The sequence below is a fragment of the Telluria sp. RB2R28 genome (assembly GCF_059685835.1).
The window spans coordinates 430,294-455,412 of sequence record NZ_JCASIK010000003.1 but is presented as its reverse complement, the minus strand read 5'-3'; the positions used below and the strand labels follow the sequence as shown (position 1 = coordinate 455,412).

Genomic DNA, 25,119 nt, shown 5'->3' with positions numbered 1-25,119 from the left:
GATTTTACGCTGCCAGCAGCAACGACAGGTGCAGCGCCGTACCTTCCACGGGATTGACCTTGAAGCCGGTCTTGGCAAAGCGGTGCCAGCGGCCGGTGACGTAATTCATCAACAGGCCCGCGCGGCCGGCGACATCGGCTTCCTGGCCATGGCCCTGAGTGACGGCCACGCGCAAGGCGCCCTTGAAGGCCAGCTCGACCTTGTCGTAAAACGCGTTCATGCGGTGCTGCAGGCGCTCGTCTTCGTTCACCAGCGCGTCGCCGATCAGCACGCGCGTCATGCCCGGATTGTTCGCGGCAAAGCCGAGCAGCATCTGCACGATCGCGCGCGTCTGATCCAGGCCGCCTTCTTCGTGTTCGCTGATCTGGTTGATGACGCCGAATACCGAGGTCTCGATGAACTCGATCAACCCCTCGTACATTTGCGCCTTGCTGGCAAAGTGGCGGTACAGCGCCGCTTCGGAGACGCCCAGGCGCGCGGCCAGGGCGGCAGTGGTGATTTTCTCGCCCTTGGGCTGCTCGAGCATCGCGGCCAGGGCCTGAAGGATTTGCAGCTTGCGCTGGCCGGGCTTCGTGCTTGCCATGGGATCCCTAGGAGTGGTTGATCGATTAACGCAGCCTCGACAGCCGCGCAGGAAGTTGCCGCACGGATTTTACTTTGACATTGACGTAACCGGGGCATTTCAATGTCCTCGGCAGTGGGGCAGTTCCGATCGGATCGCTCACACGCAGGTATTGGGTGACCCAGACGGTGCGCAGGCCCAGCTGGCGCGCGGTGCGCAGATTGGCCAGCGTGTCTTCGACCAGGATGCAGCGCTGCGCGGCCACGCCATGCTTGCGCAAGAGGCGGCGCAGCATCAGCTTGGACGGCTTGGGCCGCAACTGGCGGTGCACGTGCATGTGCTCGATCGCCACGTGGTGCGAGAAATGGTTGTGCAGCTTCAGGCGGCGCACGATCTCGGTCGAGTACGAGTTGGGCGCATTGGTCAGCAGGATCTTGCGGCCCGGCAGGCGGCGCAGCAGGCGGCCCAGGCCGCGCTCGAAGCGCAGCAGCTCGGCCAGCGGGCCGATATCGTGCGTCTGGCGCAGGAAGTCGGCCGGACACACCTGGTGATGGCGCATCATCCCGAGCAGGGTGGCGCCGTAGCGCTTCCAGTACCCGACGCGCGCGGCATTGATCATCGCTGGCGTGGCGGTCTCGCCATTCTGGCTGAGCACGCGCGCGATATAGGTGTTCATGTTGGCGCTGATCGCCGGGAAAATTGCATGCGATGCGTCGTGCAGGGTGTTGTCGAGGTCAAATAACCAGACAGGTGCGCGGGGTAGGGGAGTGGCCACGGTGCGAGGCGTTGGTAAAGCAGAGGGGAGGTGAAGCGATGGTGCCCTTTACGTGGATTGAACACGTGGCCTCTCCCTTACCAAGGGAGTGCTCTACCACTGAGCTAAAAGGGCGGTACTGGTTTTTCTGTGGCGATTGTTTCCGCCACAAAAAATTTAATGAGACCGGATCATAGTGCCAAAAGCCTGTTCGGTCAAGACTTCGAGCAGCAATGAGTGTTCGATGCGGCCATCGATGATGTGAACGGTGTTCACGCCCGATTTGGCAGCGTCGAGAGCTGATGAAATCTTGGGCAGCATGCCGCCCGAGATCGTGCCGTCGGCGAACATCTCGTCGATCTCGCGTGCCGACAGGTCGGTGACGAGGTTGCCCGATTTATCTTGCACGCCGGCGATGTTGGTCATCATGATCAGCTTTTCGGCTTTCAGGATTTCAGCGATCTTGCCGGCGACGACGTCGGCATTGATGTTGTAGGCCTGGCCGTCCTGGCCAAAGCCGATCGGCGAAATGATGGGGATGAATGCGTCGTCCTGCAGCGCCTTGACGACGGCCGGGTTGATGGCGTCGATCTCGCCAACAAAACCGATGTCGAGGAACTCGCCCGGTTTTTCCTTGTCGGGCATCGCCATGCGGCGCGCGCGGATCAGGCCGCCATCCTTGCCGGTCAGGCCCACGGCCTGGCCACCGTAGTGGTTGATCAGCATGACGATGTCCTGCTGGACTTCGCCGCCCAGCACCCACTCCACCACTTCCATGGTTTCTTCGTCGGTGATGCGCATGCCCTGCACGAACGTGCCTTGCTTGCCGATTTTTTTCAGCGCATTGTCGATCTGCGGGCCGCCGCCGTGCACCACGACCGGATTCATGCCCACCAGCTTGAGCAGGATGACGTCGCGTGCGAAGCCGTGTTTCAGGCGCTCGTCGGTCATGGCGTTGCCGCCGTATTTGATGACGATGGTCTTGCCGTGGAAATTACGGATGTACGGAAGCGCTTCGGCCAGGATCTGCGCCTTGATCGCCGGGGAGACGCCCGCGAGGTCGTTAGGTTGGTCGTCGGTGGTCAGGCTGGTCACTTGAGCGTTCATGGAGAGTCCGAAATAATTGTCGCGAGATTTTACAGCCAAATGCCGTAAAAACAGCGTAAACCTTGTGGGGAGTGGGCGGCGTTTCGTTGTATTTTATAGCAGTACCCACCACTCTACTCCTGCCATGCCATTCCCGCCGTTCGCCATCCATCCTCAAGGCTGTTCAGGCCATGAATAGTTGCACGCGCTGCGGCGCCACGTTCAGCTGCGCCATGGCCGATGGCGACAGCGCGCCGTGCTGGTGTACGGCATTGCCGGCGGCGGTGGCGGTGCCGCAGGAAGCGGTCGGCTGCTGGTGTCCGGCCTGTCTGCGCGCCCACATTGCCGCGCAGGGCCAGTCCCCAGCTGCCGCACCGCCCTGACGGCTCAGCGCTGGGTGCGGAAGAAGCGCATCATTTCGCGGCTGGCGTCAGGCCCCTTGCCGTCCGTGTAGCTGCCGTTTGCCTGCCCGCCCGACCACGCATGGCCCGCGCCATGCACCAGCCAGTGTTCTGCCTGCACGGTGCCATCCGTGGCCGGATACAGCGTGCGCGTGTAGGCATGGCCGTCCGGCACGTTGCCCGGTTCGGTCGTGCCTGGCTGCGGCAAATGGCGTGCGCCTTGGGCCACCACCTCTTCGCCATTGGCCGGGTGCACTGTCGTATCGCGGTCGCCATGGAACACGATGACCGGCAGCGGCTGGTTCTCGAGCTGGCTGCGCCGGAAGTCGCCCTTCATCGCCGCCAGGGCCGACGACAGATCGTTGGCCGACGCAAATGGCAAGCCGGAATGCACGCCGACGGCGGCGTACAGGTCGGGATACAGCGTGCCCATGATGGTGGCCATCGCGCCGCCGGCGGACAGGCCGGCGACATACACCTGGCTCGCATCGACGCTGTAGGTGTCCATGATCGCCTGCGTCATGCCGGCAATGAGCGACGGCTCGCCTTCATCGCGGCGCTGGTCGACGGCGTTGAACCAGTTCCAGCAGCGCGACGGGTTGGCGCTTTTACTTTGCGCCGGGTACAGCACCAGGCAGCCGACCTCTTCGGCCAGCACGTTCATCCCGGTGCCGGCGGCAAAGTCGTCCGGGTCCTGTGTGCAGCCGTGCAGCATCACCACCAGCGGCGCGGGGCCGTCCGTGTAGCTGGCTGGAACGTAGAGCTTGTAGTCGCGTGTGCCGGCGGCGTTCGTGTGGCTGCCGGCGATGAAGGTGCCGGTCAGTGGCGCGCTGGCCGTTGCTGCGGGCGCGGCCGCAGGCGTGACGGCGGGCGCAGGGGCCGGCGCGGATTCCGGCGCCGTCACCGTCAGCGTGAAGTCACGCATCTGTTGTCGGGCGACCCGGTGCAACGCGTTGACGTTGCTCATCGCTTGCCGTACTGCTGCGCCAGGGGTCACCGGACCCGAGCGCCAGAGCGTTCGGGTTGCGCTGCGCATTTGCGCCAGCATGAGTCGGTTGAGTTTCATGGCATTCCTTTTTTGTGCAGTGCACCAATTTCAGGCCATGAGCTTACACGAACCTTGCCAGCGTTGCCGAACGGCCCTTATATATGCTGTTACGTTAGATACGGAACATTGATCTATGTGATCACATCAAGCGCCAACGAATGCTCAACCGCAGGTTTCCACGTATTCCACGGCCGGTTTGATGCCCGCGTGCATGCGTTGCAGCTTGCCCTTGCTTGCTTCGAAGATCAGCGCCTTGTCCTTGCCCTTGGCCAGTGTCAGGTACTGGCCGTTCTCGTCGTATTTGTGGGGCCCGACCGTCAAAGCCGGGCGATGGCGCTGCGCATCCTTCACCGACATGCGCGCCGTGATACCGGCGCTGTTGCGCACGATCCGGTTGGCGTCCGCGCGCGTGATCACGCCGTTTTCGACCATGAAACGCATGTCGGGATACCGTTTGAAGGCCACCATCGAACAGGCCGGGTCGGCCGGGCGGGGAGAAGCGCGCTGGCCCAGCTGGCGCTCGACGGCGCCCAGCCGCTGGCCGAACCCGATCTTGCCGTAGCCGTCGGGAGAGAGTATCTGGCCGGAGGCGGTCGTGGACACGCCGAACAGGCCAGCCAGCAAAACAGATCGTAATTTCATGGACACCTCGTGCAAAGTGGCGTTGCCCAGTATAGTAAAAGACAGGCAACACGCGGCGCTGCACTGCCAGCCGCGCGATAATGCCACTTTATTTTTCACCACTGCGAACGATGGCTCCCGAACTGCAAACCCCCGTACCGTCGCCCTGTATCAATATCTGCCAGATGGTCCCCGAGACGGGGCTGTGCCAGGGGTGCCTGCGCACCATTGATGAAATCGTCGCCTGGGGCACGGCCACGGACGACGCCAAACGCGCGATCTGGGCCGAGATCCGGCGCCGCGAGGGCGAGATCGACTGGCAGTAACGGTCGTTTAGAGGCAGGAATCTAGCACGGTCGTACTTTTCTCAAGGCTATAATCTGGCCTATCCTCCACCCACCACCGAGAGCTTCCATGACGATGCCTGCTGCGCTGCAAGACCTGTCCCTTCCCGTCATCGCTTCGCCGATGTTCATTGCCAGCGGGCCCGCGCTGGTGGCAGCCCAGTGCAAGGCCGGCATCGTCGGCTCGTTCCCGGCACTCAATGCCCGGCCGGCCGAGATGCTCGACGTCTGGCTGACCGACCTGCAGCGCGAACTGGCCGACTATGCAGCGGCCAATCCGGGCAAGAAAGTCGGCCCAATCGCCGTCAACCAGATCGTCCACCAGTCGAACGACCGCCTGGCGCATGACGTCGAAGTCTGCGTCAAGCACCAGATACCGATCATCATTTCGTCGCTGCGCGCACCGCCGCGCGAGATGATGGACGCCGTGCATTCGTATGGCGGCATCGTGCTGCACGATATCGTCTCGATCCGCCATGCCGAGAAAGCGCTGGAAGCGGGCGTCGACGGCCTGATCCTGGTGGCCGCTGGCGCTGGCGGCCATGCGGGCGCCTTGTCGCCGTTTGCGCTGGTGGGCGAAATCCGCAAGATGTTCAAGGGACCGATCGCGCTGTCCGGCTCGATTGCCACGGGCGACGCAATCCTGGCCGCGCAAGCGATGGGCGCCGACTTTGCCTACATCGGTTCGCGCTGGCTGGCGACCAAAGAATCGAACGTCAGCGACGACTACCGCCATGCGATCGTCGAATCAACGGCGGCCGACGTCGTCTACACGAACCTGTTTACGGGCGTGCACGGCAACTACCTGAAAAAATCGATCGTCGCGGCCGGGCTGGACCCGGACAACCTGCCCGAATCGGACAAGAGCAAGATGAGCTTTGGATCGGGCAGCGCCAAGGCCTGGCGCGATATCTGGGGCGCAGGGCAGGGCGTCGGCCTGATGGATGACGTGCCGACGGTGGCCGACATGGTCGCGCGCTTGAGCGCCGAATACATGGCGGCACGCGCGCGCCTCGCGCTGTAAATGCATGGCGGCGCCCGTCCGCCTCGTTCGTAGGGTGGACGGGTTCCCCGTCCACGCGTTCAAACCAGGTTGGCGCAGAGGTTTGTCGTAGCGAAGGGAAGCCGTTGGTTGAACGCGTGGAAGGCGTAGCCTTCCACCCTACGGCACCGGCATCGGTACCAACATCGGCGCCGGCATCGACACCGGCGTCGGCCGCCACCGGCATCGTCCGGCTCAGGCTGCCGGCGTCTCAGGCTGCTTCAAATCCTCGGGCCGGATCGTCCACAGGCCCGGCAGGTTGCGCCAGTAGCCATACACGTCCATTCCGAAGCCGACAACGAACTTGTTCGGCAGGCTCAATCCGACCAGGTCGGCCGTGATCGGCTTGGCACGGCCCAGGTCCTTGTCGGCAAACACCACGACCATCACTTCGGCCGCGCCCATGTCCAGCAGGCGCTGCTTGACGTGGGCCAGCGTCTCGCCTTCGTCGAGAATGTCGTCGACCAGCAAAATCGTGCGGCCCGCCACGTTCTGGCGCGGGATCACTTTCCACACCAGTTCGCCGCCACGGTCGTCGTCGCCATAGCGGCTGACGTGGATGTAGTCGAAGTCGAGCGGGAAGGCCAGTTGCGGCAGCAGGGTACCGGTGAACACGACCGCGCCGCCCATCACGCCCAGCACGAGCGGGAACTCGGTGGCGCCCGGCGCGGCAAAGCGCGCATTGAGCTGGTCGGCGACGCTGGTGACAGCGGCCTGGACTTCAGTCGGCGTGACGATCTGCGTGGCATTCGCCAACAGCGCGCGGGCGCGCTCATGATGGAAATCGAGCATGGGTCTCTATGTCTGGTGGATGCCGCGCCATTATGCGTGATCCTCGGGCTGGAGGGTGTTCCGGTTGGGGCGCCCCGCGTATGTCGGCGACGCCAAATGGGGCGTATCATACGCAGCTTGGAAAACAAATCGACGCCTCCGCCCATGTCCGCAGCCACCGAACAAGCCAGCACTTCCCTCGATTCCCAGACTGTCCGCGCCGACCGGCTCGCACAGCTGCGCGCAGCCATGGCGCGCCACGGCATCGACGCCGTCATCGTGCCGTCGAGCGACCCGCACCTGTCGGAATACCTGCCCGGTCACTGGAAGGGCCGCGAATGGCTGTCCGGCTTCACGGGCTCGGTCGGCACCTTCATCGCCACCGCGAAATTTGCCGGCGTCTGGACCGATGGGCGCTACTTCACGCAGGCCGAAACCGAACTGGCCGGCACCGAGATCGCGCTGATGAAGATCCCGGGCGCGGCCAGCCAGCTGCATGTCGACTGGCTCGCCGCCAACCTGGCCGCCGGCCAGACTGCCGCCGTCGATGCGCGCGTGCTGGGCCTGGCCGGCGCGCGCCTGCTGGCCGATGCGCTGCAGGGCAGGGGCGTCGCGCTGCGCACCGATCTCGATCTGCTGGACGATGTCTGGAGCGAGCGCCCGGCGCTGCCGGCCGACGCCGTGTTCGAGCACCTGCCGCCGTTTGCCACCGCCACCCGCGCCGACAAGCTGCAGGCCACGCGCGCGGCGATGGAAGCGCATGGCGCCGGTTTCCACTTCGTCTCGACGCTCGACGACATCGCCTACCTGTTCAACCTGCGCGGCGCCGACGTCAGCTTCAATCCCGTGTTCCTGGCCCATGCGCTGATTGGCCGTGGCGACGCCACGCTGTTCGTTGGTGAAGGCAAGGTGCCGGCTGACGTACGTGCGCGCCTGGAAGCGGACGACGTGCACCTGGCGCCGTACGAGAACGCCGTGCATGCGCTCGAAGCGCTGCCAGAAGGCGCGACGCTGCTGCTCGATCCGCGCCGCGTCACGGCCGGCATGCGCGCGAGCGTGGCCAGCGGCGTGAACGTGGTCGAGGCGATCAACCCGACCACATTCGCCAAGTCGCGCAAGCTCGATAGCGAGGCCGTCAACGTGCGCGCCACGATGGAGCAGGATGGCGCCGCGCTGTGCGAATTCTTCGCCGCGCTCGAGCCACTGCTGGCGGACGCAGGCCGCAGTGCAATCAACGAAGTCGACATCGACACGCGCATCACCGCCGCCCGCGCGCGCCGCCCGAACTTCGTCAGCGCGAGTTTCTCGACCATTGCGGGCTTCAACAGCAATGGCGCGATCATGCATTACCGCGCTGAAGCAGCCACCTGCGCCACGATCGAAGGCGACGGCCTGCTGCTGATCGACTCGGGCGGCCAGTACCTGGGCGGCACCACCGACATCACGCGCGTGATCCCGGTCGGCACGCCAGGCGCGGACCAACGGCGCGACTACACGCTGGTGCTGAAAGGCCTGATCGCGCTGTCGAGCGCCCACTTCCCGCGCGGCACCCGCGCACCGCTGCTCGACGCGATCGCACGCGCCCCGATCTGGGCCGCCGGCATCGACTACGGCCACGGCACCGGCCATGGCGTCGGCTACTTCCTGAACGTGCACGAAGGCCCGCAGACGATTTCGCCGGCCGTGCCGCCGGACCCGCACACCGCGATGGAGCCGGGCATGATCACGTCGATCGAGCCGGGCATCTATCGTCCGGGCCGCTGGGGCATCCGCATCGAAAACCTGGTACTGAACGCGGTCGCGAACAAGACCGAATTCGGCGAATACCTGGCCTTCGAGACGCTCACCTTATGCCCGATCGACACCCGCTGCCTCGATCGTTCCCTGTTGCGTCCCGATGAAATCGTCTGGCTCAACGACTACCACGCCACCGTGCGTGCGCGCCTGACGCCCCACGTCGAAGGCGCCGCGTTCGAGTGGCTCATGCTGCGCACGGAGGCAATCTGACATGGCAAGTTCCCGTTCCACACGCGCCAGCAGCGCGGTCGACCGTCTCAAGCAGCGCACCGGTAATCCCCTGTATTCGATGGCGCGCACCGGCGATGGCCACTTCTACCTGTCCGAAGCGCCCGGCAGCCCGCCGCTGTGCGCGCCGATGGAGCTCGACGACTTCGTCACCTTCGTCAAGGGCCTGGGGCCGCAGGAGCAGCCGCGCATGAGCAAGAACGACATCGCGTTCGAAAAGCAGCTGGTGCGCAAGAAGCCACCGGCCTGACCGCGCCCGTTCGCTGACACGCGCATGACGGAACGCGACCTGTTCTCGGCCTACTGGTCGACCCGCGAGTTGTTCACCAATGGCCTGATCCTGCTGCACCTGGCCGGGGCTTTGGTGCTCGGGCTCCTGGTTGGCTACGAGCGCGCCTATCACGGGCGCGCGGCCGGCATGCGCACCTATGGCCTCGTGTGCATGGCGTCGGCGGCGCTGACGATCCTCGCGGGCTACCCCGAGATCTGGTACGGCGGGCATGCCGGCATGGCGCCGGTCGATCCGACCCGGATCATCCAGGGCGTGGTCACCGGCATCGGCTTTCTCGGCGCCGGCGTCATCATGCGCGAAGGCTTCAATATCAGCGGCCTGACGACGGCCGCCTCGATCTGGACTTCATCGGTCATCGGCATCCTGGTCGGCATCGGCTTTTACCTGGCCGCGATGGGACTAGCCTTCCTGGCGTCGATGATCATGATTTACCTGAACCGCCTGGAGACGCTGCTGCCATCGCGCCACGCGGTGGCGGTGCGGATGCGTTTTCGGCCCGAATTCCTGCCGCGCGAAGCGGCGATCCGCGAACTGGCGCTGTCGCGTGGCTATGAAATCGCCGGCAGTTCGCTCACCATCAGCAGCGACGATGGCCGCCAGGAGTGGCGCTTCGTGGCGCTGGCGCTGTCGCGCAAGACCGGCGCACCGCTGTCGGAACTGGCGCGCGAGCTGGACGCCACCGAGGGTGTCGAAGCGTTCCAGCTGTCGCACGCACGCAATTGATAACGCTGTAGTGCATAAATATCGACTGCATCACCATAACAATACCAACGGGGTTTATTCATGGACGCACAAGAAGTTCTCGATTTCTGGTTCCTGCCAGCTTCCCATCCTGACCATGGCAAGGCGCGCGCCGAGTGGTACCGCAAGGACCCGGCGTTCGACGCCGTCATCCGCGAACGCTTCGGCACGACGATCACGCACGCGGTTGCGGGCGGCCTGCGCGAGTGGGACGAGCAGGGCGCGCGCGGCGTGCTGGCGCGCATCCTGGTGCTCGACCAGTTCACGCGCAATGTGTATCGCGGCGCGCCGGAATCGTTCGCCGGCGATGTGCTGGCACTGAGCGCCGCGCGCCAGATGGTCGACGCCGGCGAGCACATGGCGCTTGCACCCATCGAGCGCCAGTTCGTCTACATGCCGTTCGAGCACGCCGAAGACGCCGGCATGCAGCAGCTTGCGGTCGACCAGTTCACCGCGCTGGCCGCCGACCACGAGGGCTTCGATGAAGCGCTCGACTATGCGCACCGCCACCGCGGCGTGATTGCGCGCTTCGGCCGCTTCCCGCACCGTAATCCGATTCTCGGGCGCGCCTCGACACCCGAAGAACTCGACTACCTGAGCCAGCCCGGCGCCGGCTTCTGACGTGATGTCGACGCTGACCCCGACGCTCAACCTGGTCGGCGCAGGCCACGTCGGCCGCGTCTTGGGGCGCCTGTTCGCCGCCAGCGGCGCGTTTGCGCTGCAGGATGTGCTCACCCGTTCGCCTGCCAGCGCGCAGGCAGCTGTCGCGTTCATTGGCGCCGGCCATGCTTGCGCCGATGCTGCGCAGCTGCGCCCGGCGCAAGCATGGCTGCTGGCGGTGAGCGACGATCAGATCGAGCCGGTCGCCGCGCAGCTGGCCCAGGCGCATGACCTGACTGGCGCCGTGGTGTTTCACTGCAGCGGCGCGAAAGCATCGTCTGCGCTGCAGGCGGCGCGTGCAGGCGGCGCACTGGTGGCCAGCGTGCATCCGATCCGCAGCTTCGCCGATCCGCAGCAGGTGGCGCGCGAATTCGCCGGCACCTTCTGCGGCGTCGAGGGCGACGCGGCGGCGCTGGCGCTGCTGGGCCCCGCATTCGAGGCCATCGGCGCGCGCCTCGTGCCGATCGACGGCGCGGCCAAGACGGTCTATCACGCAGCCGCCGTGTTCGCGTCGAACTACCTGACCACGGTGCTCGACGCAGCGCTGCGCGCCTATCAGGCCGCCGGGATTCCCGAAGCGGTGGCGCGCGAACTGGCGCAACCGCTGGCCACCGAGACGCTGGCCAATGTGTTTCGCCTCGGCCCGGCCGCCGCGCTCAGCGGCCCTGTCGCGCGCGGCGACCTTGCCACCGTCGCGCGGCAAGAACAGGCATTGCTGGACTGGGATGACGCAACGGGCCGCCTGTACGGCGCGCTGGTGCCGCCCACGACCGACCTGGCACGGCGCAAGCATGGTGGTAGCTGAGCGACAACGACCTTCTCATTCACGCCAGTCACAAAGGAAAACCATGTTCTTCACCGCCTGGGCCACGCTCGCCGTGCTTGGTGTCTATTTCTGGACTTGGGGCAATGCTGCACGCGCCCGCATCCAGTTCAAGGTGCCGGCCCCATCAATGGACGGTCCCGAAGGGTTCTTGCGCGCCCATCGCGTCCAGATGAATACGCTGGAAATGCTGCCGCTGGTGCTCGTGCCACTGTGGCTCTGCGCCATGTTCCTGGGTGACGTGTGGGCGGCTGCCGGGGGCTTGCTGTGGTGCGTAGGCCGGATCCTGTATGCGCTGGGTTACTACCGCAATCCGGCCAAGCGCGAAATCGGGTTCATCGTGAGCATGCTGGCAAGCGCCGTGTTGATTGGCGCCACAGTTTTTGGCCTGGTCATGCGGTAAACCGGGTAAAGCGAAAACTTCAGTCGACAAAGTTCCCATATGGAAATATGCTGGCAGACTGATTAACTGAAAAGCGATCTGCGAACTATCTCGCGGGTCACTAGCGCGCCAGGAGCACCGTGATGCTGTTTTTGAAAAGTACGAACGCCACCAAGGCGCCTGGAATCTACGAAGTGGACGTCGCGGCCAAGCCGCCGGGCAAGACCTTCGGTGTATTCCTTGCCACTGATCCGGACAATCCGCCACACACCGTGCTTGCCGGTCTGGCCGAGCTGGGTTTTCAGAACGTCCATCAGCAAAACTATATTCACCGCGACAGGGGCAAGGTGCTGGAGCTGCATTTCCAGAAAGATGGCACCGACCTGTTCAAGGGCTGGAAAACGGACGAGTGCAGCGCCAATCTGGCGGCGCTTGATGCCTTGTTCGGCAACGTCGGCATCAAGATGGAGCCACGCGTCATGAGCCTGGCAGAAGCTTACGCATAAGCCATGCGAGAATGACGCCATGGTGGCCTTCACCATGCCTGGCGTGATGATTGTCGATGGATTTATTTGCACCGCAAGCGGGCCTGCTCCCGCTGCCGTTCGAAGATGGTGAACTGGGCTGGATGGCCCAATTGCCACTGCCCTGGTCGAATGCCGAGGTCTTCGCGCGCCTGTTGGCCGACACCGGCTGGCGCGAAGAAACCGTCGTCGTGTACGGCAAGCGGCACCTGCAACCCCGGCTGAGTGCGTGGTATGGCGACAAAGCCTATGCCTATTCCGGCCTGCGCCTGCAGGCGACGCCGTTTACACCGCTACTGACGGTTCTGCGCGATGCCGTCGAAGCTGCAACGGGGCACACCTTCAACAGTGTCCTGCTGAACTATTACCGTAACGAGCGTGACAGCATGGGCATGCACAGCGACGATGAGCCCGAATTGGGCTGCCGACCCGCGATTGCATCCCTCAGTTTTGGCGAGGAACGCACTTTTGTCCTGAAGCACAAACACAAGAAACACACGGTTCGCGTCGCATTAGGCGATGGCAGCCTGCTGCTGATGGCGGGTGACACGCAGCGCTATTGGTTGCATGGGATCAACAAGATGACAAAACCGTTACAAGCCAGAATTAATCTAACTTTCAGGAACATCGTCTAAGTTCTAAGTAATATCGCTTATAGGGTGGCAAATATTACTTACCAATGGGTCATTTAGTTACACTTTCTTACAGTTCTTACGGAATCGCGACGGACTTGATCTTTCGACAGTGTTATCTTGACCCTATCGCGATTCATTGTGAATCACGAACTAGATGAACAAAAAGAGGAATTTAGAGATGAAAAAGCTGATCGTCGCCCTGCTCGCCACCACCGCCGCTGTGTCGGCTGTCCAGGCCCAAGAATTCACCCCGCGCGCCTACGTTGGCGCCGGTGCAGTCGCTACCGACTATGAGTCCCGCGTACCGGGCGCAACTACTGCCGACATCGATACCATCAAGGCATCGGCCAAGCTGTTCGGTGGCTACGAGTTCACCCCAAACTGGGCTGTTGAAGTCGGTCATACCGATTTCCGTAGCGCCGACATCTATTACACCCTGGGCCCAGTTGCTTCCAGCGGTGTGGTCGATGGCCGTTCGACCTACGTCGCAGCAAAGTTCAGCTCGCCGCTGACCGAAAAGCTGGTCGGTTACGCCAAGCTGGGCGTGTCGCATGACGTGAACGAACTGTCGGCGATCAATTCGTCGCTGAGCCGTCGTGACAGCGACAACAACGCCTACGGCGCCCTGGGTGTTCAGTACAACATCAACCAGGACGTGGCTGTGATCGCTGAGTACGAGCGTTTCGGCGGCACCCGTGACTTCGGCGTGCGTCCAAACGCACTGACCATCGGCGCAAAATACTCGTTCTAAACAGACCGCGTAGCCAATAAAAAGCCCTGCCGGGATTGCTCCCGGCAGGGCTTTTTTTGATGCAAACTTGTATTCTGGTCAAGCCCTGTGGCCCGGTTGAACGTCAGCCGGGCCATTTCTTTTCCCGACAGTGGCTGGTTTACTGGACGATCAGGTTTTTGGCGATTGCCCAGTGAACAGTTGCGTGAGAATGTCTTCCCACTGCACCAGGACCTGGGCCGACAATCTGCGCTGGTTGGCGTTCGCGAGCCCATTGGCCTTGATTGTCGAGCGCATCGTCTCACTACGCAACATGAGATCCATCGCGCCATGCCAGCCTTCTGCTGTGTTCTCACACAGCAGTCCTGTAACGCCATGCAGCACGCTGTCGCCGTAGGGCCCCACGTTGCTGTAGATCGCAGGAACCAGGCCAAACCCGTAATCCAGTGTCTTGATGTCTGACTTGGCGGAATTGAACTCGTTATCTCGCAACGGTGCGATGGCCATGGTCATGTAAGAACACACGGCGCGGAACCAGCGGACGAACTCTGGATATTCTCCTGCTGGAGGCACGATTTCACGCGCACCCGGTAGCAGGGCGCCGCCGCCGATCTGGATAATCTCCAGGTCGGGATAGTGTTGGCGCAAGCGCTCGACTGCCGGAAATATCAGCTGCAAGTCGTGCGAATGCGAGATGGTCCCCATATACAGAAGCTTGAGGCTGGGACTCATCAACCGATTGTCCTGGCCTATCTTTTCTATAAAGCTGGCAGGAAGAGGATCCGCCCAAATGGTTTCATCCAGGCCATTCGGCAGGATCGTTACGGTGCAGCCGATGGATTCCAGAATCTCTGCCAGGCGCCTGGTCGATACGGTAACGATGGCCGCTGCCCGGGCGAGTTGCTGCATCGAGCCTTTGTGCGCCTCCTTGATACCATGGTCGAGATGGTCTGCAGGAAGATTCCAGAGCCAGTCATCGATCTCATAGATCAGAGGGATGTTCGCCGAACGCAGTGTATCGATGAGGTCATTTGTCATCTCTGGTGGCAGGGCATCGCGCTGCACCAGCACGGCATCGACCTGAGCTGCTCCGCCATTCAACAGCCAGGATGCTGTGACAGCGCGCGAGTCGACGGACATGCGCTTTTCAAGCATGCGAAAAGCGCGCAGTACCCGAATGTGCGCTGTGGCAGGGTGCGCATTCTTGCCCTTGATGACAAGTGCGACACGACGCACCGGCCTGGAACTGCCCTTCAATACACCAGAGAATCCACGAGGCAGGAACATCGGCCCATGATGACGCCATAGAAAATAGATGTTTCTACGTATCCGCTTTACAAGCAACGCAGCATGCGCCTGCATCTGGCCACTCATACGCAGCTCTCATGAAAAAAATAGGGTCGGTATACAAGCATCAGATCAGTCAGAAAGGTAGTTGGTGCAGATAAAAAAGCAATACTGCAGTACGATACCATTTTTAAAAGAAACTCTAGTTGTTAAATTTTCCATTGTGTAAAATGAAAGAATGTGTCTGCGTGGGCACGTCGCATCCTCGCTACAGCAAATGTCGCATCAATTTAGTTAACATATCGCGTTCTCCAAGAACAGAACTGTCGGATCAGGTTCCAAGTAAAGTCGAAACGTCCAGAGTCATTTAAGGAAATCAAGAGATGAGTGCCAGGGTGTTCGTTGTGATCGTCACCTATAACGGGGCGAAGTGGGTCGAGCCGTGTTTTTCCAGTCTCCGCAAGTCGACGATTCCACTTGAAACGATTGTCATCGACAACGGTTCGACCGATGACACTTTGGCTCGAATCGAGGCAGGTTACCCCGAAGTGCAGATTGTCCGCACCGGGAAGAACCTGGGCTTTGGCAAGGGCAATAATGTTGGCATGGAGTTGGCCTATCAGCAGGGCGCCGACTATGTATTCCTGCTGAACCACGATGCGTGGATCGAACCCGATGCCGTTGAACGACTGGTCGCAGTACACCGCGCCCATCCAGCCTACGGCGTCATCAGCCCGATGCACATGAACGGCGCCGGTGATGCGCTTGACTATGGCTTCTCGAACTACATCGCACCAAACAAATGCCATGGCCTGTATTCGGACATTTTCTTCGGCAAAGCTGGAGAGATCTACGACGTGTCGTTCGTAAATGCCGCTGCCTGGCTCATGTCACGCGAGTGCCTGGAAAAAGTTGGCGGTTTCAGTCCTTCTTTCTTCCATTATGGCGAGGACGACAACTACACCAATCGCTTGCAGTACCATCGCCTGAAACTCGGTGTCGCACCGGGCGCGCGCATTTCTCACGACCGCGAGCAGCGTATTGTGAGCAAATTTTTCGAAGATGGCGAAGTGTACAGGCGTGAGTTGGTGCAGCGAAGTTCAGATCCCAACAAGACCATTTCGTTTACGCGCGAAGCAGTCACGCTGTATGCCCATCTGGTACTCGGATTGCTCGGGCGCGACACTAAGGCCGTCAAACTGCAAATACGCAAGCTCAAGCTCTTCTCGGCAATGGACAAGAAGATGATCATCGCCAACCTCGAACGCAGCAAACAAGGCAATGCAGCTTTTCTGAGCCTGCGTAACAGTACGGTATAGCCGCCTCGGCGCCTGGTCCTGTTGCGGCCGGGTAGGCGTAAAAAAAACGTCGTTCAAACGCAGTTGTCGCGAAAAAGTGGACTCCCCGACAATGAAAAAGCCCGCCAAATGGCGGGCTTTTGCTAAGGGCGCGTCGTCCCCGCGTCGATCAGGTCGTGAGCGGCTTGTAGCGAATCCGCTTCGGCTTGGCGCCTTCTTCACCCAGACGCTTCTTCTTGTCGGCTTCGTATTCCTGATAGTTACCGTCAAAGAAAGTCACCTGGGAATCACCTTCGAATGCCAGGATGTGGGTCGCGATGCGGTCCAGGAACCAGCGATCGTGGGAAATAACCATCACGCTGCCGGCGAACTCGAGCAGAGCGTCTTCCAGTGCGCGCAGGGTTTCGACGTCCAGATCGTTTGACGGTTCATCGAGCAGCAGGACGTTGCCGCCTTGCAGCAGCGTCTTGGCCAGGTGCAGGCGGCCACGCTCACCACCGGACAGGTTGCCGACGATCTTTTGCTGGTCCGAGCCCTTGAAGTTGAAGCGGCCCAGGTACGCACGCGACGGCATCTCGAAACGGCCGACGCTGAGCATGTCGGCGCCGCCCGAGACGTCCTCGAACACGCTCTTGGCATTGGCCAGTTCGTCGCGGTGCTGGTCGACAATGGACACGCGCGCGGTCTGGCCGATCTTGACCTCGCCGCTGTCCGGCTGCTCTTTGCCGGTGATCATTTTGAACAGCGTCGACTTACCGGCGCCGTTCGGGCCGATGATGCCGACGATCGCGCCTGGCGGCACGGTGAACGACAGGTTGTCGATCAACAGGCGGTCGCCAAAAGCTTTCGAGACGTTCTTGAATTCGATGACTTCATTGCCCAGGCGTTCGGCCACGGGAATGAAGATCTCCTGCGTCTCGTTGCGCTGCTGGTATTCGTACTCGGACAGTTCGTTGAAGCGCGCGAGGCGGGCTTTCGACTTGGCCTGGCGTGCCTTTGGATTCTGGCGCGACCATTCGAGTTCTTTCGCCAGTGCTTTCTGACGGGCCGATTCGGTCGATTCTTCCTGCTTCAGGCGCGCCTGCTTCTGGTCCAGCCACGACGAGTAATTGCCCTTCCATGGAATGCCACTGCCGCGGTCCAGTTCCAGGATCCATTCGGCGGCATTGTCGAGGAAGTAGCGATCGTGGGTGATGCCGACCACGGTGCCCGGGAAGCGCAGCAGGAATTGCTCGAGCCACTCGACCGATTCGGCATCCAGGTGGTTGGTCGGTTCGTCGAGCAGCAGCATGTCGGGCTTGGAGAGCAGCAGCTTGCACAGCGCCACGCGGCGCTTTTCACCGCCCGACAGCACAGCGATCTTTGCATCCCACGGCGGCAGGCGCAGCGCGTCGGCGGCCATTTCCAGTTGCAGGTTCAGGTTGCCGCCATCGGACGACGAGATGATCGCTTCCAGGCGTTCCTGCTCCTTGGCCAGCGCGTCGAAATCGGCGTCTTCTTCGGCGTAGGCTGCGTAGACGGCTTCGAGCTTGGCTTGCGCTTCAAACGCTTCGCCCAGGCCGGATTCCACCTCCTGGCGCACGGTTTTTTCAGGGTCGAGCTGCGGTTCCTGCGGCAGGTAGCCGATGTTCAGGCCCGGCATCGGACGGGCTTCGCCCTGGATGTCGGTGTCGATGCCGGCCATGATTTTCAGCAGGGTCGATTTGCCCGATCCGTTCAGGCCCAGCACGCCGATTTTGGCGCCCGGGAAGAAGGACAGGGAAATGTCCTTCAGAATCTGGCGTTTCGGTGGGACGATTTTGCCCACGCGGTTCATGGTATAGACGTAATTGGCCATGCTTGTACTCTGGTGTTGTTCGAGGTGCACAGGATACGACAGAACCCGCACCCGACACAGGATTTCTTGGCAAATCTGCCCCGCATGCGACCCAGATATGCCCCCGATACGCCCCCTCAGGCCTTGGCCGCAACGGGCTGCCGGCGCAGCAATCCTTCCCCGGCGAACAGCGCCAGCGCGCTCCAGATCAGCACGAAGCCGACGAGGCGATCGGCCGAGAACGCTTCTTTGAACAACCACACGCCGAGCAGGAATTGCAGCGTCGGCGACAGGTATTGCAACAGGCCCAGGATCGACAGCGGGATCTTGCGCGCACCGGTAGCAAACAGCAGCAGCGGGATCGCCGTGAGCGGGCCGGCCATGATCAGCAGCCAGCGCGTGGTATCCGACGCCGTGTTGATGAACACGTTCTGGCCGTGCACCGTCAGCCAGATCACGTAGCCGGCCGCGAGCGGAAACAGCACGATGGTCTCGAACGACAATCCCTCGAGCGGACCCAGCGCGGCCGTCTTGCGCAGCAAGCCATAGCCGCCGAACGACAGCGCCAGGAACAGCGCAATCCACGGCACCGTGCCGGCCTGCCAGGTCAGCCAGGCCACGCCCAGCGCCGCCACGCCAATGGCGGCCCACTGCAGCGGGCGCATGCGTTCTTTCAGGATCAGATAACCCAGCACGATATTGACCAGCGGATTGATGAAATAGCCAAGGCTTGCCTCGATCACATGGTGGTTCATCACCGACCAGATATACACGAGCCAATTGGCGCTGAGCAGCAGGGCCGACAGCACGAAACTGAAGAACACGCGCGGCTGGCGCACGACCTGCAGCCACTTCCAGTCGCGCCGCAGCAACAGCAGCACCAGCAGGAAAGCAAGCGACCACAGCATGCGATGCGCCAGGATCTGCAGCGGCGGCACCTCGCCCAAGGCGTGGAAATAGATGGGGAACAAGCCCCAGCAGAAGAAGGCCAGGGCCGCGTAAATAATGCCGGAACGCATGGGGAGGGGAGGCGAGGTTGCAGGGCCGACATTATCACTGAATAAGTAGCATGCTGCTGGCGCGCCGCCGGTTTTACACAGGTGTATGATGCACAACCGAATCTTCTTGCAATTCCAACCACTTCATATCATGGTGCGCCGCACCACTACAACAGCGATGGTGACTCTTGACCTCAGATAACAAGAAAAGCAGCCTGGCGGCCCTTACCCTGGCAGCGGTCGGGATCGTCTATGGCGACATTGGCACGAGCCCCCTATATACACTGCGCGCGGTGTTCGACGAAGACCACGGCCTGCCGCTCAATACGCCGAATATCCTCGGCATCATTTCGCTGATTTTCTGGGCCCTGACGCTGATTGTCTCGCTCAAATACGTGATCCTGGTGCTGCGCGCGCACAATCGCGGCGAGGGCGGCATCATGGCCCTGATGGCGCTGGCCACCAGTTCGATACCACGTAGCTCGAAATGGAGTTTTCCGCTGCTGGCCATCGGCGTCATCGGTGCCACGATGTTCTATGGCGACAGCGTGATCACGCCGGCAATCTCGGTACTGGGCGCCATCGAAGGGATCGAGGTCGCCGCGCCCGGCATGTCGCAATACGTCGTGCCGCTGGCGGTGGTGGTGCTGGTGGCGCTGTACAGCGTGCAGCGCCATGGCACGGCCGGCATCGGCCGCTTCTTCGGGCCCGTAATGGCAGTCTGGTTCCTGGTGCTGGCCGCGATGGGCATCGTCAATATCATCGAAGCACCGGTGATCCTGAATGCGCTCAATCCGTGGCATGCGCTGCGCTTCATGCTGGAAAATAAGATGCTGGCCTTCATCGCGCTGGGCGCGGTGGTGCTGGCCATCACCGGCGCCGAGGCGCTGTACGCCGACATGGGCCACTTCGGCGCCAAGCCGATCCGCTGGGCCTGGTTCCTGATCGCATATCCGGCGCTGACCCTGAACTACCTGGGCCAGGGCGGCCTGTTGATCATGCAGCCGGCCGCAGTGGAAAACCCGTTCTATTACCAGCTTGGCGCGTGGAGCGTGATTCCGCTGGTGATCCTGTCGACGATGGCCGCCGTGATCGCCTCGCAGGCAACGATCTCGGGCACCTATTCGATGACCAAGCAAGCCATTGCGCTGGGCCTGTTGCCGCGCATGCGCATCATGCACACGTCCGAAAGCGAGATCGGCCAGATCTATATCCCGGCCGTCAACTGGCTGCAACTGGTGGTCGTGCTGATCGCCGTGATCGGCTTCGGCTCATCCGACGAACTGGCCGGCGCCTACGGCATTGCCGTCACCGCCACCATGATGGCCACGACGATCCTGACGTTCTTCGTCACGCGCTACCGCTGGCACTTGCCGCTGTGGATGTGCTTGATGGCGACCGGCTTCTTCCTGACGATCGACATCATGCTGTTTGCCGCCACCACGACCAAACTGTTCCACGGCGGCTGGTTCCCGCTGCTGATGGGCGCCGTGCTGCTGACCCTGATGCTGACCTGGAAACGGGGCCGCGAGCTGGTGTTCGAGAACCTGCAGAAGCACGCGATTCCGCTGGAAGCGTTCATGGAGTCGCTGTTCGTGGCGCCGCCGACGCGCGTGCCCGGCACCGCCATCTTCCTGCGCGGCGAAAGCGATGGCGTGCCGCACGCCATGCTGCACAACCTGTCGCACAACAAGGTGCTGCACGAGCGCGTCGTGTTCCTGACCGTGCACATGCGCGAAGAGCCGTGGGTGCCGGCGGACGAACAGATCGTCATCAATGACCTGGGCCACAACTGCTACCAGCTCAATATCCATTACGGCTTCAAGGACGAGGCCGATATTCCGGACATCCTGCAGCGCAGCGCCGCACTGGGCCTGGAATTCGAGATGATGGAAACGTCGTTCTTCATTGCGCGCCAGACCGTGATCTCGGCCCCGGGCGGCGGCATGGCGCCATGGCGCGAGCACCTGTACGTGGCGATGTCGCGCAATGCCCGCAGCGCGGCCGACTACTATCAGATCCGGACCAACCGCGTGATCGAGCTGGGCACGCAAATCGAAATTTGATGCGCGAAAATTTGCTTAACTACAATTTTCAGACAAAGTCGGGACAGTTTCATGTGGCTGATTCGATAAGGTACGAGCTTTCGTAATACCCGGTTTCTCGTACCTATTTCGTGTAATTTTTCAGTCAAGGATGTCCCATGATGAAGCGCCCCCTGATCGCCGCCTTTGCCGCCATGCTCGCCCTGAGCGCCTGCGGCGGTGGCAGCGATGATTCGCCCGCCCAGCCGGCCGTGAGCAGCCCCGCTGCCCTGACCAAAACCGACAACGTCGTTGGCACCGGCGCCGAAGCCGTCGCCGGCAAGCGCGCCACCGTTGCCTACACCTTGTGGCTGTACAGCGCGACGGCGAGCGACTTCAAGGGCACGCGCCAGGAAGCCAGCGAATTTGCGTTCACCGTGGGCAGCCGCGATACGATTACCGGCTTCGACCAGGGTGTGACGGGCATGAAGGTCGGCGGCAAGCGCACGCTACTGATTCCAGCAGCGCTGGCCTATGGCGCGGCCGGCCGCGGACCGATCCCGGCGAATGCGGGCCTGGTGTTTGAAGTGACGCTCAACAAGGTCGAGTAAGCCACGCATGTTGAACGCGTGGACGGCAAACCCGCCCACCCTACCTGGTTTGTTGGCTGGACGTGCCCTGGTCATCGTCTGTGTGGCATCCACGCCAGAGGCGGTGCGCACGGCTGATCGGGCGCACGGGCGGCGTTTGCCCATCGGCGATGCTCGGGACTTTGTTGCCGCGAGCCCGCCATGCCGCCTTTCCTGCCGATCCTCGGCGCGTTACCGTTCCTTGTCCTGCCCTCATCTAACACCACCATGCCCGCACCGGCCCTGGTGGCGCCTGCCTGCGTCGTTGCCATCACCAAGCCCATGGTGAACCATGAACCACCCGCCTGGCTGTTGCTCGCCGGCGCCGTCATCCTGCTTGGCGCCGGCCGTCTGGCAGCATCCTGACAGGTATAAAGGCGCCTAGCGCAGCATGTCGATGTGCATGATCCCGTCTTCGTCGTACGGCGCCGACACCGTCTGGAAGCCGAAGCTCGCATAAAAGCGCTCCAGGTATTGCTGGGCGCCGATGCGGATGCGGTGGCCCGGGTGCAGCGCTTCGGCATGGGCGATGCCCTGGTCGAGCAGCGCTCGGCCGGCGCCGCTGCCGCGTGCAGCCGGCGTGGTGACGACGCGGCCAAGCGACATCTCGTCGTACTTCGCGCCCGGCGCCAGCACGCGCAGGTAGGCGGCCAGCTGGCGCTTGCCGTCCACGTCGCGCCAGCCGAGCAGGTGGTGCGCCTCGAGGTCGTAACCATCGATGTCCGGGTACAGGCACGTCTGCTCCAGAATGAAGACATTCTGGCGCGCGGCCAGCACGTCATACAGGTCGAACGGGGTCAGGTCGGCGAAGCGGGAGAATTGCCAGTCGATGGTGCTCGGGGAGGTCATGGGCAGATACGGGTGAATGAAAAAATGGAGCGGGAGTGCGCTATTCGGCGGCGGTCTCGAAGCCTTCGAGTACGTTGACGGTATGGATGCCCAGTTCCGGGCTCGTGGCCCCACCTTCGAAAACGAACACGGTCGGTAAACCCAGGTGCGCAATGCGCTCGCCGATGCGCAGGAAGTCGCCGCCGTGCAGATGGAAGCGCGGGTCGTTGCCATGGGCGAAGGTGTCGACGCCCAGCGACACCACGAGCGCCTGCGGGCGCGTCATGGCGATCTTCACGCACGCGGTTTCCAGCGCTGCAAACCAGGTGGCGCTGCTGCTGCCCGGTGCGAGCGGCAGGTTCATCGTGTAGCCGACCCCTGCGCCGCTGCCGGTTTCGTCGGCGTGGCCCAGGTAGAACGGGTAGGCGACGCGTGGATCGGCATGGATCGAGATGAACAGCACGTCGCTGCGGCCATAGAAAATGCTCTGGGTGCCGTTGCCGTGGTGGTAGTCAAGGTCGAGGATGGCGACGCGCGCGCGCCCGTCGTCCAGCAGGTGCTGGGCCGCCAGCGCTGCGTTGTTCAGAAAGCACGAGCCGCCGAAGAAGTCGCTGCCGGCGTGGTGGCCGGGCGGGCGCGTCAGCGCAAAGGTGCCGCGCTCGCCGCGCTGCAAGGCGTGGGCGGCATTGACGGCGCAGTCGGCGCCGGTCTTGGCCGCGACCCAGGTGCCGGCAGTGAGCGGCGTGCCGCAATCCATCGAGTACAGGCCCAGGCGGGCACCGAAGTTCTCGGGTTCGATGTCGCTGCGCAGCGTGCGCACGGGCCACACGGCAGGAAACGCATCCTTGCCGGCGTTGGCCGGATCGAGCGCGAGCCATTCGCTCCAGGCCGTGCGCAGGAAGTGCAGGTAGCGCGGGCTGTGCACGCGCTCGAGCGTCATCAGGGGCACGCCGTGCGGCGTGACGATGGCGCCCAGGCCACGCCGGTCGCACTCTTTCAACACCATCGCCACGCGCTCGGGTTGTTCCGGACACGACGCCAGCTCGCCGCGCCCGATTGCGGCGCGGCCGTCATGCTGGGCATGGTGTTCGTTATAAAACGTGAGCAAGTGGTCCTCGTGCGTCGGAGCAGGTGAGGCGGGGGCTGCAGTCTCAGTTATTGCCGCACAGCGTACTGCTGTTGTACGCCGCAACGAAGGCATCGAAGCTGCCGGTATCGGTTTGCTCGATGATCATCTGGTCGGCGATCGAAACCGCGGCCATTTCGTCGAACAGCATTTCTTCGGCCGGCATCAGCGGGCTGTCGCGGAATGACGCCGCATGCAGCGTGCTTTGCTGCAGGCCGAACGCCGCGGCCGAGCCCAGCGCGCGGATTTCTTCCAGCACGCGTGCCGATGGCGTCAGCGCCGGATCCTCGATCTTGGCTTTCTGGCGGCCCAGCGAGGCAGCGTGCACCTCACCTTCGTTGTGCCCGTCGTCGAGCAGCGCCGCCACGGGCCGGATGCGCTCGATCAGCTCGAGCGCCCAGGTCGCAAGCGGCACTTCGAGGCCGTCGCGCGTCAGCGTCAGGCCGGGCCGGCGGCCTTCCTTGACCGTGCGCGCGAAATTGCGGGCGTGCATGGCGCTGTCATGGTCGCTGATCAAAGGGCTTTCTTCGAGGGCGCAGAACAGCAGGAACGCGTCCAGGAAGCGGCCCGTCTCGAGCGAGATGCCGACCGGCTCATACGGATCCACGTCCATGCAGCGCACCTCGATGTACTGCACGCCGCGGTTGCACAGGGCCTGTACCGGACGCTCGCCGGTGCGGATCACGCGCTTGGGGCGAATCGTCGAGTAGTACTCGTTTTCGATCTGCAGCACATTGGTCGACAGCTGGATCCACTCGCCGTCTTTCTTGGTGCCCAGTTCCTGGTACGGCGGATAGGGGCGATTGACCGCGTCCATCAGGCTGGTGACGTAGCTTTCCAGGCTGTTCTCGTGCGGGCGCAGGCCCGACTGCGCATCGTTCTGGTAACCGAGGTCGCTCATGCGCAGGCTGGTCGCGTACGGCAGGTACAGCGTGTCATCGGACAGCGTTTCGAGCGCGTGCGGGCGGCCGCGCAGGAAGCTCGTGGTTAGCGCCGGCGTGGCGCCGAACAGGTACATCAGCAGCCACGAATAGCGGCGGAAGTTGCGCACCATCGCGATATAGCTCTCGGACTGGAAATCGCGCAGCGCATGACGGCGTTCTTCGACGATGCCTTCGTCCTGGGCAAACACCTGCCACAGCTTTTCCGGCAGCGAGTAATTGTAGTGAATGCCTGCGATGCACTGCATCGCCTTGCCATAGCGCAGCGCCAGGCCGCGCCGGTACACGTGCTTCAGTTGGCCGATATTCGAGGTGCCGTAGTAGGCGATCTCGATCTCTTCTTCGGGCGGCAGTTCGCCCGGCATCGACATGCCCCACAGCATTTCGTCGCCCAGCTTGGTGTAGGCATGGCGGTGGATCGCATCGAGACGGTGCAGCGCCAGCGAGATATCGTGCTCGACCGGGGTGATGAATTCCATCAGTGCTTCGGCGTAGTCGGTGGTGATGCTGGGGTGCGTCAGTGCCGAACCGAGGGCAGGGGGATGCGGGGTACGCGCGAGCTGGCCGGCAGCATCCACGCGCAGCGTTTCGCGCTCGATGCCGCGCAGGCCCTGGCCCAGCAAGGCGCGGTGTTCGTCGTCGCCCAGCAGGGCCAGACGGCGGTTGAATTGGTTCGACACGGTGTTTCCTTTCTTATACTGCCTGTTTCGGCTGGTGCAGAGATTAACCGA

General features: G+C 62.7%; 28 protein-coding genes and 1 tRNA gene. 16 read left to right on the top strand and 13 right to left on the bottom strand.

Going from position 1 to position 25,119, the window contains the following annotated elements; all coding sequences use genetic code 11:
• Window positions 1-4: 4 nt before the first annotated feature.
• The 4 genes from slmA to argB form a co-directional block, all read right to left on the bottom strand.
• Window positions 5-583, bottom strand: a complete 579-nt coding sequence (gene slmA, locus AC56LV_RS14315) for a nucleoid occlusion factor SlmA (protein WP_499558567.1) — start codon at window positions 581-583, stop codon at window positions 5-7.
• 25 nt (window positions 584-608) lie between these two features.
• Window positions 609-1,337: a pyrimidine 5'-nucleotidase gene (locus AC56LV_RS14310; RefSeq protein ID WP_499558565.1), complete on the bottom strand. Its 729-nt coding sequence runs from the start codon at window positions 1,335-1,337 to the stop codon at window positions 609-611.
• Between the two features lie 39 nt (window positions 1,338-1,376).
• Window positions 1,377-1,451 (bottom strand) — tRNA-Thr (locus AC56LV_RS14305).
• A 42-nt stretch (window positions 1,452-1,493) separates the two neighbouring features.
• Window positions 1,494-2,423: an acetylglutamate kinase gene (gene argB / locus AC56LV_RS14300; protein ID WP_183554827.1), complete on the bottom strand. Its 930-nt coding sequence runs from the start codon at window positions 2,421-2,423 to the stop codon at window positions 1,494-1,496.
• Window positions 2,424-2,593: 170 nt separating this feature from the next.
• Here argB and AC56LV_RS14295 point away from each other — a divergent pair, with 170 nt between their 5' ends.
• Window positions 2,594-2,785 carry a cysteine-rich CWC family protein gene (locus AC56LV_RS14295; protein WP_499558563.1) on the top strand — a complete coding sequence of 64 codons (192 nt, stop codon included), beginning with the start codon at window positions 2,594-2,596 and terminating at the stop codon, window positions 2,783-2,785.
• Window positions 2,786-2,789: 4 nt separating this feature from the next.
• Here the strand turns inward: AC56LV_RS14295 and AC56LV_RS14290 are convergent, their stop codons facing one another.
• Both AC56LV_RS14290 and AC56LV_RS14285 read right to left on the bottom strand, forming a co-directional pair.
• Window positions 2,790-3,869, bottom strand: coding sequence for an extracellular catalytic domain type 1 short-chain-length polyhydroxyalkanoate depolymerase (locus tag AC56LV_RS14290; RefSeq protein WP_499558561.1), 1,080 nt, complete (start codon window positions 3,867-3,869; stop codon window positions 2,790-2,792).
• 144 nt (window positions 3,870-4,013) lie between these two features.
• On the bottom strand, window positions 4,014-4,493 hold the full coding sequence (locus AC56LV_RS14285) for a hypothetical protein (protein ID WP_499558559.1): 480 nt from the start codon (window positions 4,491-4,493) through the stop codon (window positions 4,014-4,016).
• A gap of 110 nt (window positions 4,494-4,603) precedes the next feature.
• On the opposite strand from AC56LV_RS14285, the gene AC56LV_RS14280 reads away from it, so the two are divergent.
• Window positions 4,604-4,798, top strand: coding sequence for a DUF1289 domain-containing protein (locus tag AC56LV_RS14280; RefSeq protein ID WP_183554821.1), 195 nt, complete (start codon window positions 4,604-4,606; stop codon window positions 4,796-4,798).
• 88 nt (window positions 4,799-4,886) lie between these two features.
• Window positions 4,887-5,840, top strand: a complete 954-nt coding sequence (locus AC56LV_RS14275; protein WP_499558557.1) for an NAD(P)H-dependent flavin oxidoreductase — start codon at window positions 4,887-4,889, stop codon at window positions 5,838-5,840.
• A gap of 213 nt (window positions 5,841-6,053) precedes the next feature.
• Here the strand turns inward: AC56LV_RS14275 and AC56LV_RS14270 are convergent, their stop codons facing one another.
• Entirely contained in the window at window positions 6,054-6,650 is a 597-nt protein-coding gene (locus tag AC56LV_RS14270; RefSeq protein WP_499558555.1) for a hypoxanthine-guanine phosphoribosyltransferase, read from the bottom strand.
• Window positions 6,651-6,794: 144 nt separating this feature from the next.
• On the opposite strand from AC56LV_RS14270, the gene AC56LV_RS14265 reads away from it, so the two are divergent.
• From AC56LV_RS14265 to AC56LV_RS14225, 9 genes are all read left to right on the top strand, one after another.
• A complete protein-coding gene (locus tag AC56LV_RS14265) occupies window positions 6,795-8,636 on the top strand; it encodes an aminopeptidase P family protein (protein ID WP_499558553.1) in 1,842 nt (613 codons plus the stop codon).
• 1 nt (window position 8,637) lies between these two features.
• Window positions 8,638-8,904 carry a hypothetical protein gene (locus tag AC56LV_RS14260; protein ID WP_183554813.1) on the top strand — a complete coding sequence of 89 codons (267 nt, stop codon included), beginning with the start codon at window positions 8,638-8,640 and terminating at the stop codon, window positions 8,902-8,904.
• 24 nt (window positions 8,905-8,928) lie between these two features.
• Entirely contained in the window at window positions 8,929-9,669 is a 741-nt protein-coding gene (locus AC56LV_RS14255) for an MgtC/SapB family protein (protein ID WP_499558551.1), read from the top strand.
• A 60-nt stretch (window positions 9,670-9,729) separates the two neighbouring features.
• Window positions 9,730-10,308 carry a DUF924 family protein gene (locus AC56LV_RS14250; protein ID WP_499558549.1) on the top strand — a complete coding sequence of 193 codons (579 nt, stop codon included), beginning with the start codon at window positions 9,730-9,732 and terminating at the stop codon, window positions 10,306-10,308.
• Between the two features lie 4 nt (window positions 10,309-10,312).
• The gene (locus AC56LV_RS14245; protein ID WP_499558548.1) at window positions 10,313-11,152 is read left to right on the top strand and encodes a Rossmann-like and DUF2520 domain-containing protein; all 840 of its coding nucleotides are present in this window, start codon (window positions 10,313-10,315) and stop codon (window positions 11,150-11,152) included.
• A gap of 43 nt (window positions 11,153-11,195) precedes the next feature.
• A complete protein-coding gene (locus tag AC56LV_RS14240) occupies window positions 11,196-11,573 on the top strand; it encodes an MAPEG family protein (RefSeq protein ID WP_499558546.1) in 378 nt (125 codons plus the stop codon).
• 122 nt (window positions 11,574-11,695) lie between these two features.
• A complete protein-coding gene (locus AC56LV_RS14235; RefSeq protein WP_499558544.1) occupies window positions 11,696-12,058 on the top strand; it encodes a hypothetical protein in 363 nt (120 codons plus the stop codon).
• 56 nt (window positions 12,059-12,114) lie between these two features.
• Complete coding sequence (locus AC56LV_RS14230; RefSeq protein ID WP_499558542.1) at window positions 12,115-12,711, top strand: alpha-ketoglutarate-dependent dioxygenase AlkB family protein; 597 nt, start codon at window positions 12,115-12,117, stop codon at window positions 12,709-12,711.
• A 178-nt stretch (window positions 12,712-12,889) separates the two neighbouring features.
• Window positions 12,890-13,462 (top strand): outer membrane beta-barrel protein, encoded by a 573-nt coding sequence (locus tag AC56LV_RS14225; RefSeq protein ID WP_482896768.1) that lies wholly within the window; start codon window positions 12,890-12,892, stop codon window positions 13,460-13,462.
• A gap of 150 nt (window positions 13,463-13,612) precedes the next feature.
• On the opposite strand, the gene AC56LV_RS14220 is transcribed toward AC56LV_RS14225, so the two are convergent.
• The gene (locus AC56LV_RS14220; protein ID WP_499558540.1) at window positions 13,613-14,815 is read right to left on the bottom strand and encodes a glycosyltransferase family protein; all 1,203 of its coding nucleotides are present in this window, start codon (window positions 14,813-14,815) and stop codon (window positions 13,613-13,615) included.
• A gap of 296 nt (window positions 14,816-15,111) precedes the next feature.
• Between AC56LV_RS14220 and AC56LV_RS14215 the strand changes: the two genes are divergently transcribed.
• Window positions 15,112-16,047 (top strand): glycosyltransferase family 2 protein, encoded by a 936-nt coding sequence (locus tag AC56LV_RS14215; RefSeq protein WP_499558538.1) that lies wholly within the window; start codon window positions 15,112-15,114, stop codon window positions 16,045-16,047.
• Window positions 16,048-16,195: 148 nt separating this feature from the next.
• On the opposite strand, the gene ettA is transcribed toward AC56LV_RS14215, so the two are convergent.
• The gene (gene ettA, locus AC56LV_RS14210) at window positions 16,196-17,863 is read right to left on the bottom strand and encodes an energy-dependent translational throttle protein EttA (protein WP_183554795.1); all 1,668 of its coding nucleotides are present in this window, start codon (window positions 17,861-17,863) and stop codon (window positions 16,196-16,198) included.
• Between the two features lie 116 nt (window positions 17,864-17,979).
• Window positions 17,980-18,861: an EamA family transporter RarD gene (gene rarD, locus AC56LV_RS14205; protein WP_499558537.1), complete on the bottom strand. Its 882-nt coding sequence runs from the start codon at window positions 18,859-18,861 to the stop codon at window positions 17,980-17,982.
• 167 nt (window positions 18,862-19,028) lie between these two features.
• On the opposite strand from rarD, the gene AC56LV_RS14200 reads away from it, so the two are divergent.
• The 3 genes from AC56LV_RS14200 (at window position 19,029) to AC56LV_RS14190 (ending at window position 21,859) form a co-directional block, all read left to right on the top strand.
• Entirely contained in the window at window positions 19,029-20,906 is a 1,878-nt protein-coding gene (locus AC56LV_RS14200; protein WP_499558535.1) for a potassium transporter Kup, read from the top strand.
• Between the two features lie 137 nt (window positions 20,907-21,043).
• A complete protein-coding gene (locus AC56LV_RS14195; RefSeq protein ID WP_499558533.1) occupies window positions 21,044-21,475 on the top strand; it encodes an FKBP-type peptidyl-prolyl cis-trans isomerase in 432 nt (143 codons plus the stop codon).
• 180 nt (window positions 21,476-21,655) lie between these two features.
• Window positions 21,656-21,859, top strand: a complete 204-nt coding sequence (locus AC56LV_RS14190; RefSeq protein WP_499558531.1) for a hypothetical protein — start codon at window positions 21,656-21,658, stop codon at window positions 21,857-21,859.
• Between the two features lie 15 nt (window positions 21,860-21,874).
• Here the strand turns inward: AC56LV_RS14190 and AC56LV_RS14185 are convergent, their stop codons facing one another.
• From AC56LV_RS14185 to gshA, 3 genes are read right to left on the bottom strand one after another with little or no spacing between them, the layout of a single operon-like run.
• On the bottom strand, window positions 21,875-22,342 hold the full coding sequence (locus AC56LV_RS14185; RefSeq protein ID WP_499558529.1) for a GNAT family N-acetyltransferase: 468 nt from the start codon (window positions 22,340-22,342) through the stop codon (window positions 21,875-21,877).
• A gap of 40 nt (window positions 22,343-22,382) precedes the next feature.
• Complete coding sequence (locus tag AC56LV_RS14180; protein WP_499558527.1) at window positions 22,383-23,429, bottom strand: histone deacetylase family protein; 1,047 nt, start codon at window positions 23,427-23,429, stop codon at window positions 22,383-22,385.
• 43 nt (window positions 23,430-23,472) lie between these two features.
• Window positions 23,473-25,068 (bottom strand): glutamate--cysteine ligase, encoded by a 1,596-nt coding sequence (gene gshA, locus AC56LV_RS14175; protein WP_499558525.1) that lies wholly within the window; start codon window positions 25,066-25,068, stop codon window positions 23,473-23,475.
• Window positions 25,069-25,119: the final 51 nt, after the last annotated feature.

Excerpts from the sequence above, each read along its gene's own strand:
- slmA (WP_499558567.1), bottom strand. The coding sequence starts at position 583 with ATGGCAAGCACGAAGCCCGGCCAGCGCAAGCTGCAAATCCTTCAGGCC.
- argB (WP_183554827.1), bottom strand. The coding sequence starts at position 2,423 with ATGAACGCTCAAGTGACCAGCCTGACCACCGACGACCAACCTAACGAC.
- AC56LV_RS14295 (WP_499558563.1), top strand. The coding sequence starts at position 2,594 with ATGAATAGTTGCACGCGCTGCGGCGCCACGTTCAGCTGCGCCATGGCC.
- AC56LV_RS14290 (WP_499558561.1), bottom strand. The coding sequence starts at position 3,869 with ATGAAACTCAACCGACTCATGCTGGCGCAAATGCGCAGCGCAACCCGA.
- AC56LV_RS14285 (WP_499558559.1), bottom strand. The coding sequence starts at position 4,493 with ATGAAATTACGATCTGTTTTGCTGGCTGGCCTGTTCGGCGTGTCCACG.
- AC56LV_RS14280 (WP_183554821.1), top strand. The coding sequence starts at position 4,604 with ATGGCTCCCGAACTGCAAACCCCCGTACCGTCGCCCTGTATCAATATC.
- AC56LV_RS14275 (WP_499558557.1), top strand. The coding sequence starts at position 4,887 with ATGACGATGCCTGCTGCGCTGCAAGACCTGTCCCTTCCCGTCATCGCT.
- AC56LV_RS14270 (WP_499558555.1), bottom strand. The coding sequence starts at position 6,650 with ATGCTCGATTTCCATCATGAGCGCGCCCGCGCGCTGTTGGCGAATGCC.
- AC56LV_RS14265 (WP_499558553.1), top strand. The coding sequence starts at position 6,795 with ATGTCCGCAGCCACCGAACAAGCCAGCACTTCCCTCGATTCCCAGACT.
- AC56LV_RS14260 (WP_183554813.1), top strand. The coding sequence starts at position 8,638 with ATGGCAAGTTCCCGTTCCACACGCGCCAGCAGCGCGGTCGACCGTCTC.
- AC56LV_RS14255 (WP_499558551.1), top strand. The coding sequence starts at position 8,929 with ATGACGGAACGCGACCTGTTCTCGGCCTACTGGTCGACCCGCGAGTTG.
- AC56LV_RS14250 (WP_499558549.1), top strand. The coding sequence starts at position 9,730 with ATGGACGCACAAGAAGTTCTCGATTTCTGGTTCCTGCCAGCTTCCCAT.
- AC56LV_RS14245 (WP_499558548.1), top strand. The coding sequence starts at position 10,313 with ATGTCGACGCTGACCCCGACGCTCAACCTGGTCGGCGCAGGCCACGTC.
- AC56LV_RS14240 (WP_499558546.1), top strand. The coding sequence starts at position 11,196 with ATGTTCTTCACCGCCTGGGCCACGCTCGCCGTGCTTGGTGTCTATTTC.
- AC56LV_RS14235 (WP_499558544.1), top strand. The coding sequence starts at position 11,696 with ATGCTGTTTTTGAAAAGTACGAACGCCACCAAGGCGCCTGGAATCTAC.
- AC56LV_RS14230 (WP_499558542.1), top strand. The coding sequence starts at position 12,115 with ATGGATTTATTTGCACCGCAAGCGGGCCTGCTCCCGCTGCCGTTCGAA.
- AC56LV_RS14225 (WP_482896768.1), top strand. The coding sequence starts at position 12,890 with ATGAAAAAGCTGATCGTCGCCCTGCTCGCCACCACCGCCGCTGTGTCG.
- AC56LV_RS14220 (WP_499558540.1), bottom strand. The coding sequence starts at position 14,815 with ATGAGTGGCCAGATGCAGGCGCATGCTGCGTTGCTTGTAAAGCGGATA.
- AC56LV_RS14215 (WP_499558538.1), top strand. The coding sequence starts at position 15,112 with ATGAGTGCCAGGGTGTTCGTTGTGATCGTCACCTATAACGGGGCGAAG.
- ettA (WP_183554795.1), bottom strand. The coding sequence starts at position 17,863 with ATGGCCAATTACGTCTATACCATGAACCGCGTGGGCAAAATCGTCCCA.
- rarD (WP_499558537.1), bottom strand. The coding sequence starts at position 18,861 with ATGCGTTCCGGCATTATTTACGCGGCCCTGGCCTTCTTCTGCTGGGGC.
- AC56LV_RS14195 (WP_499558533.1), top strand. The coding sequence starts at position 21,044 with ATGATGAAGCGCCCCCTGATCGCCGCCTTTGCCGCCATGCTCGCCCTG.
- AC56LV_RS14190 (WP_499558531.1), top strand. The coding sequence starts at position 21,656 with ATGCCGCCTTTCCTGCCGATCCTCGGCGCGTTACCGTTCCTTGTCCTG.
- AC56LV_RS14185 (WP_499558529.1), bottom strand. The coding sequence starts at position 22,342 with ATGACCTCCCCGAGCACCATCGACTGGCAATTCTCCCGCTTCGCCGAC.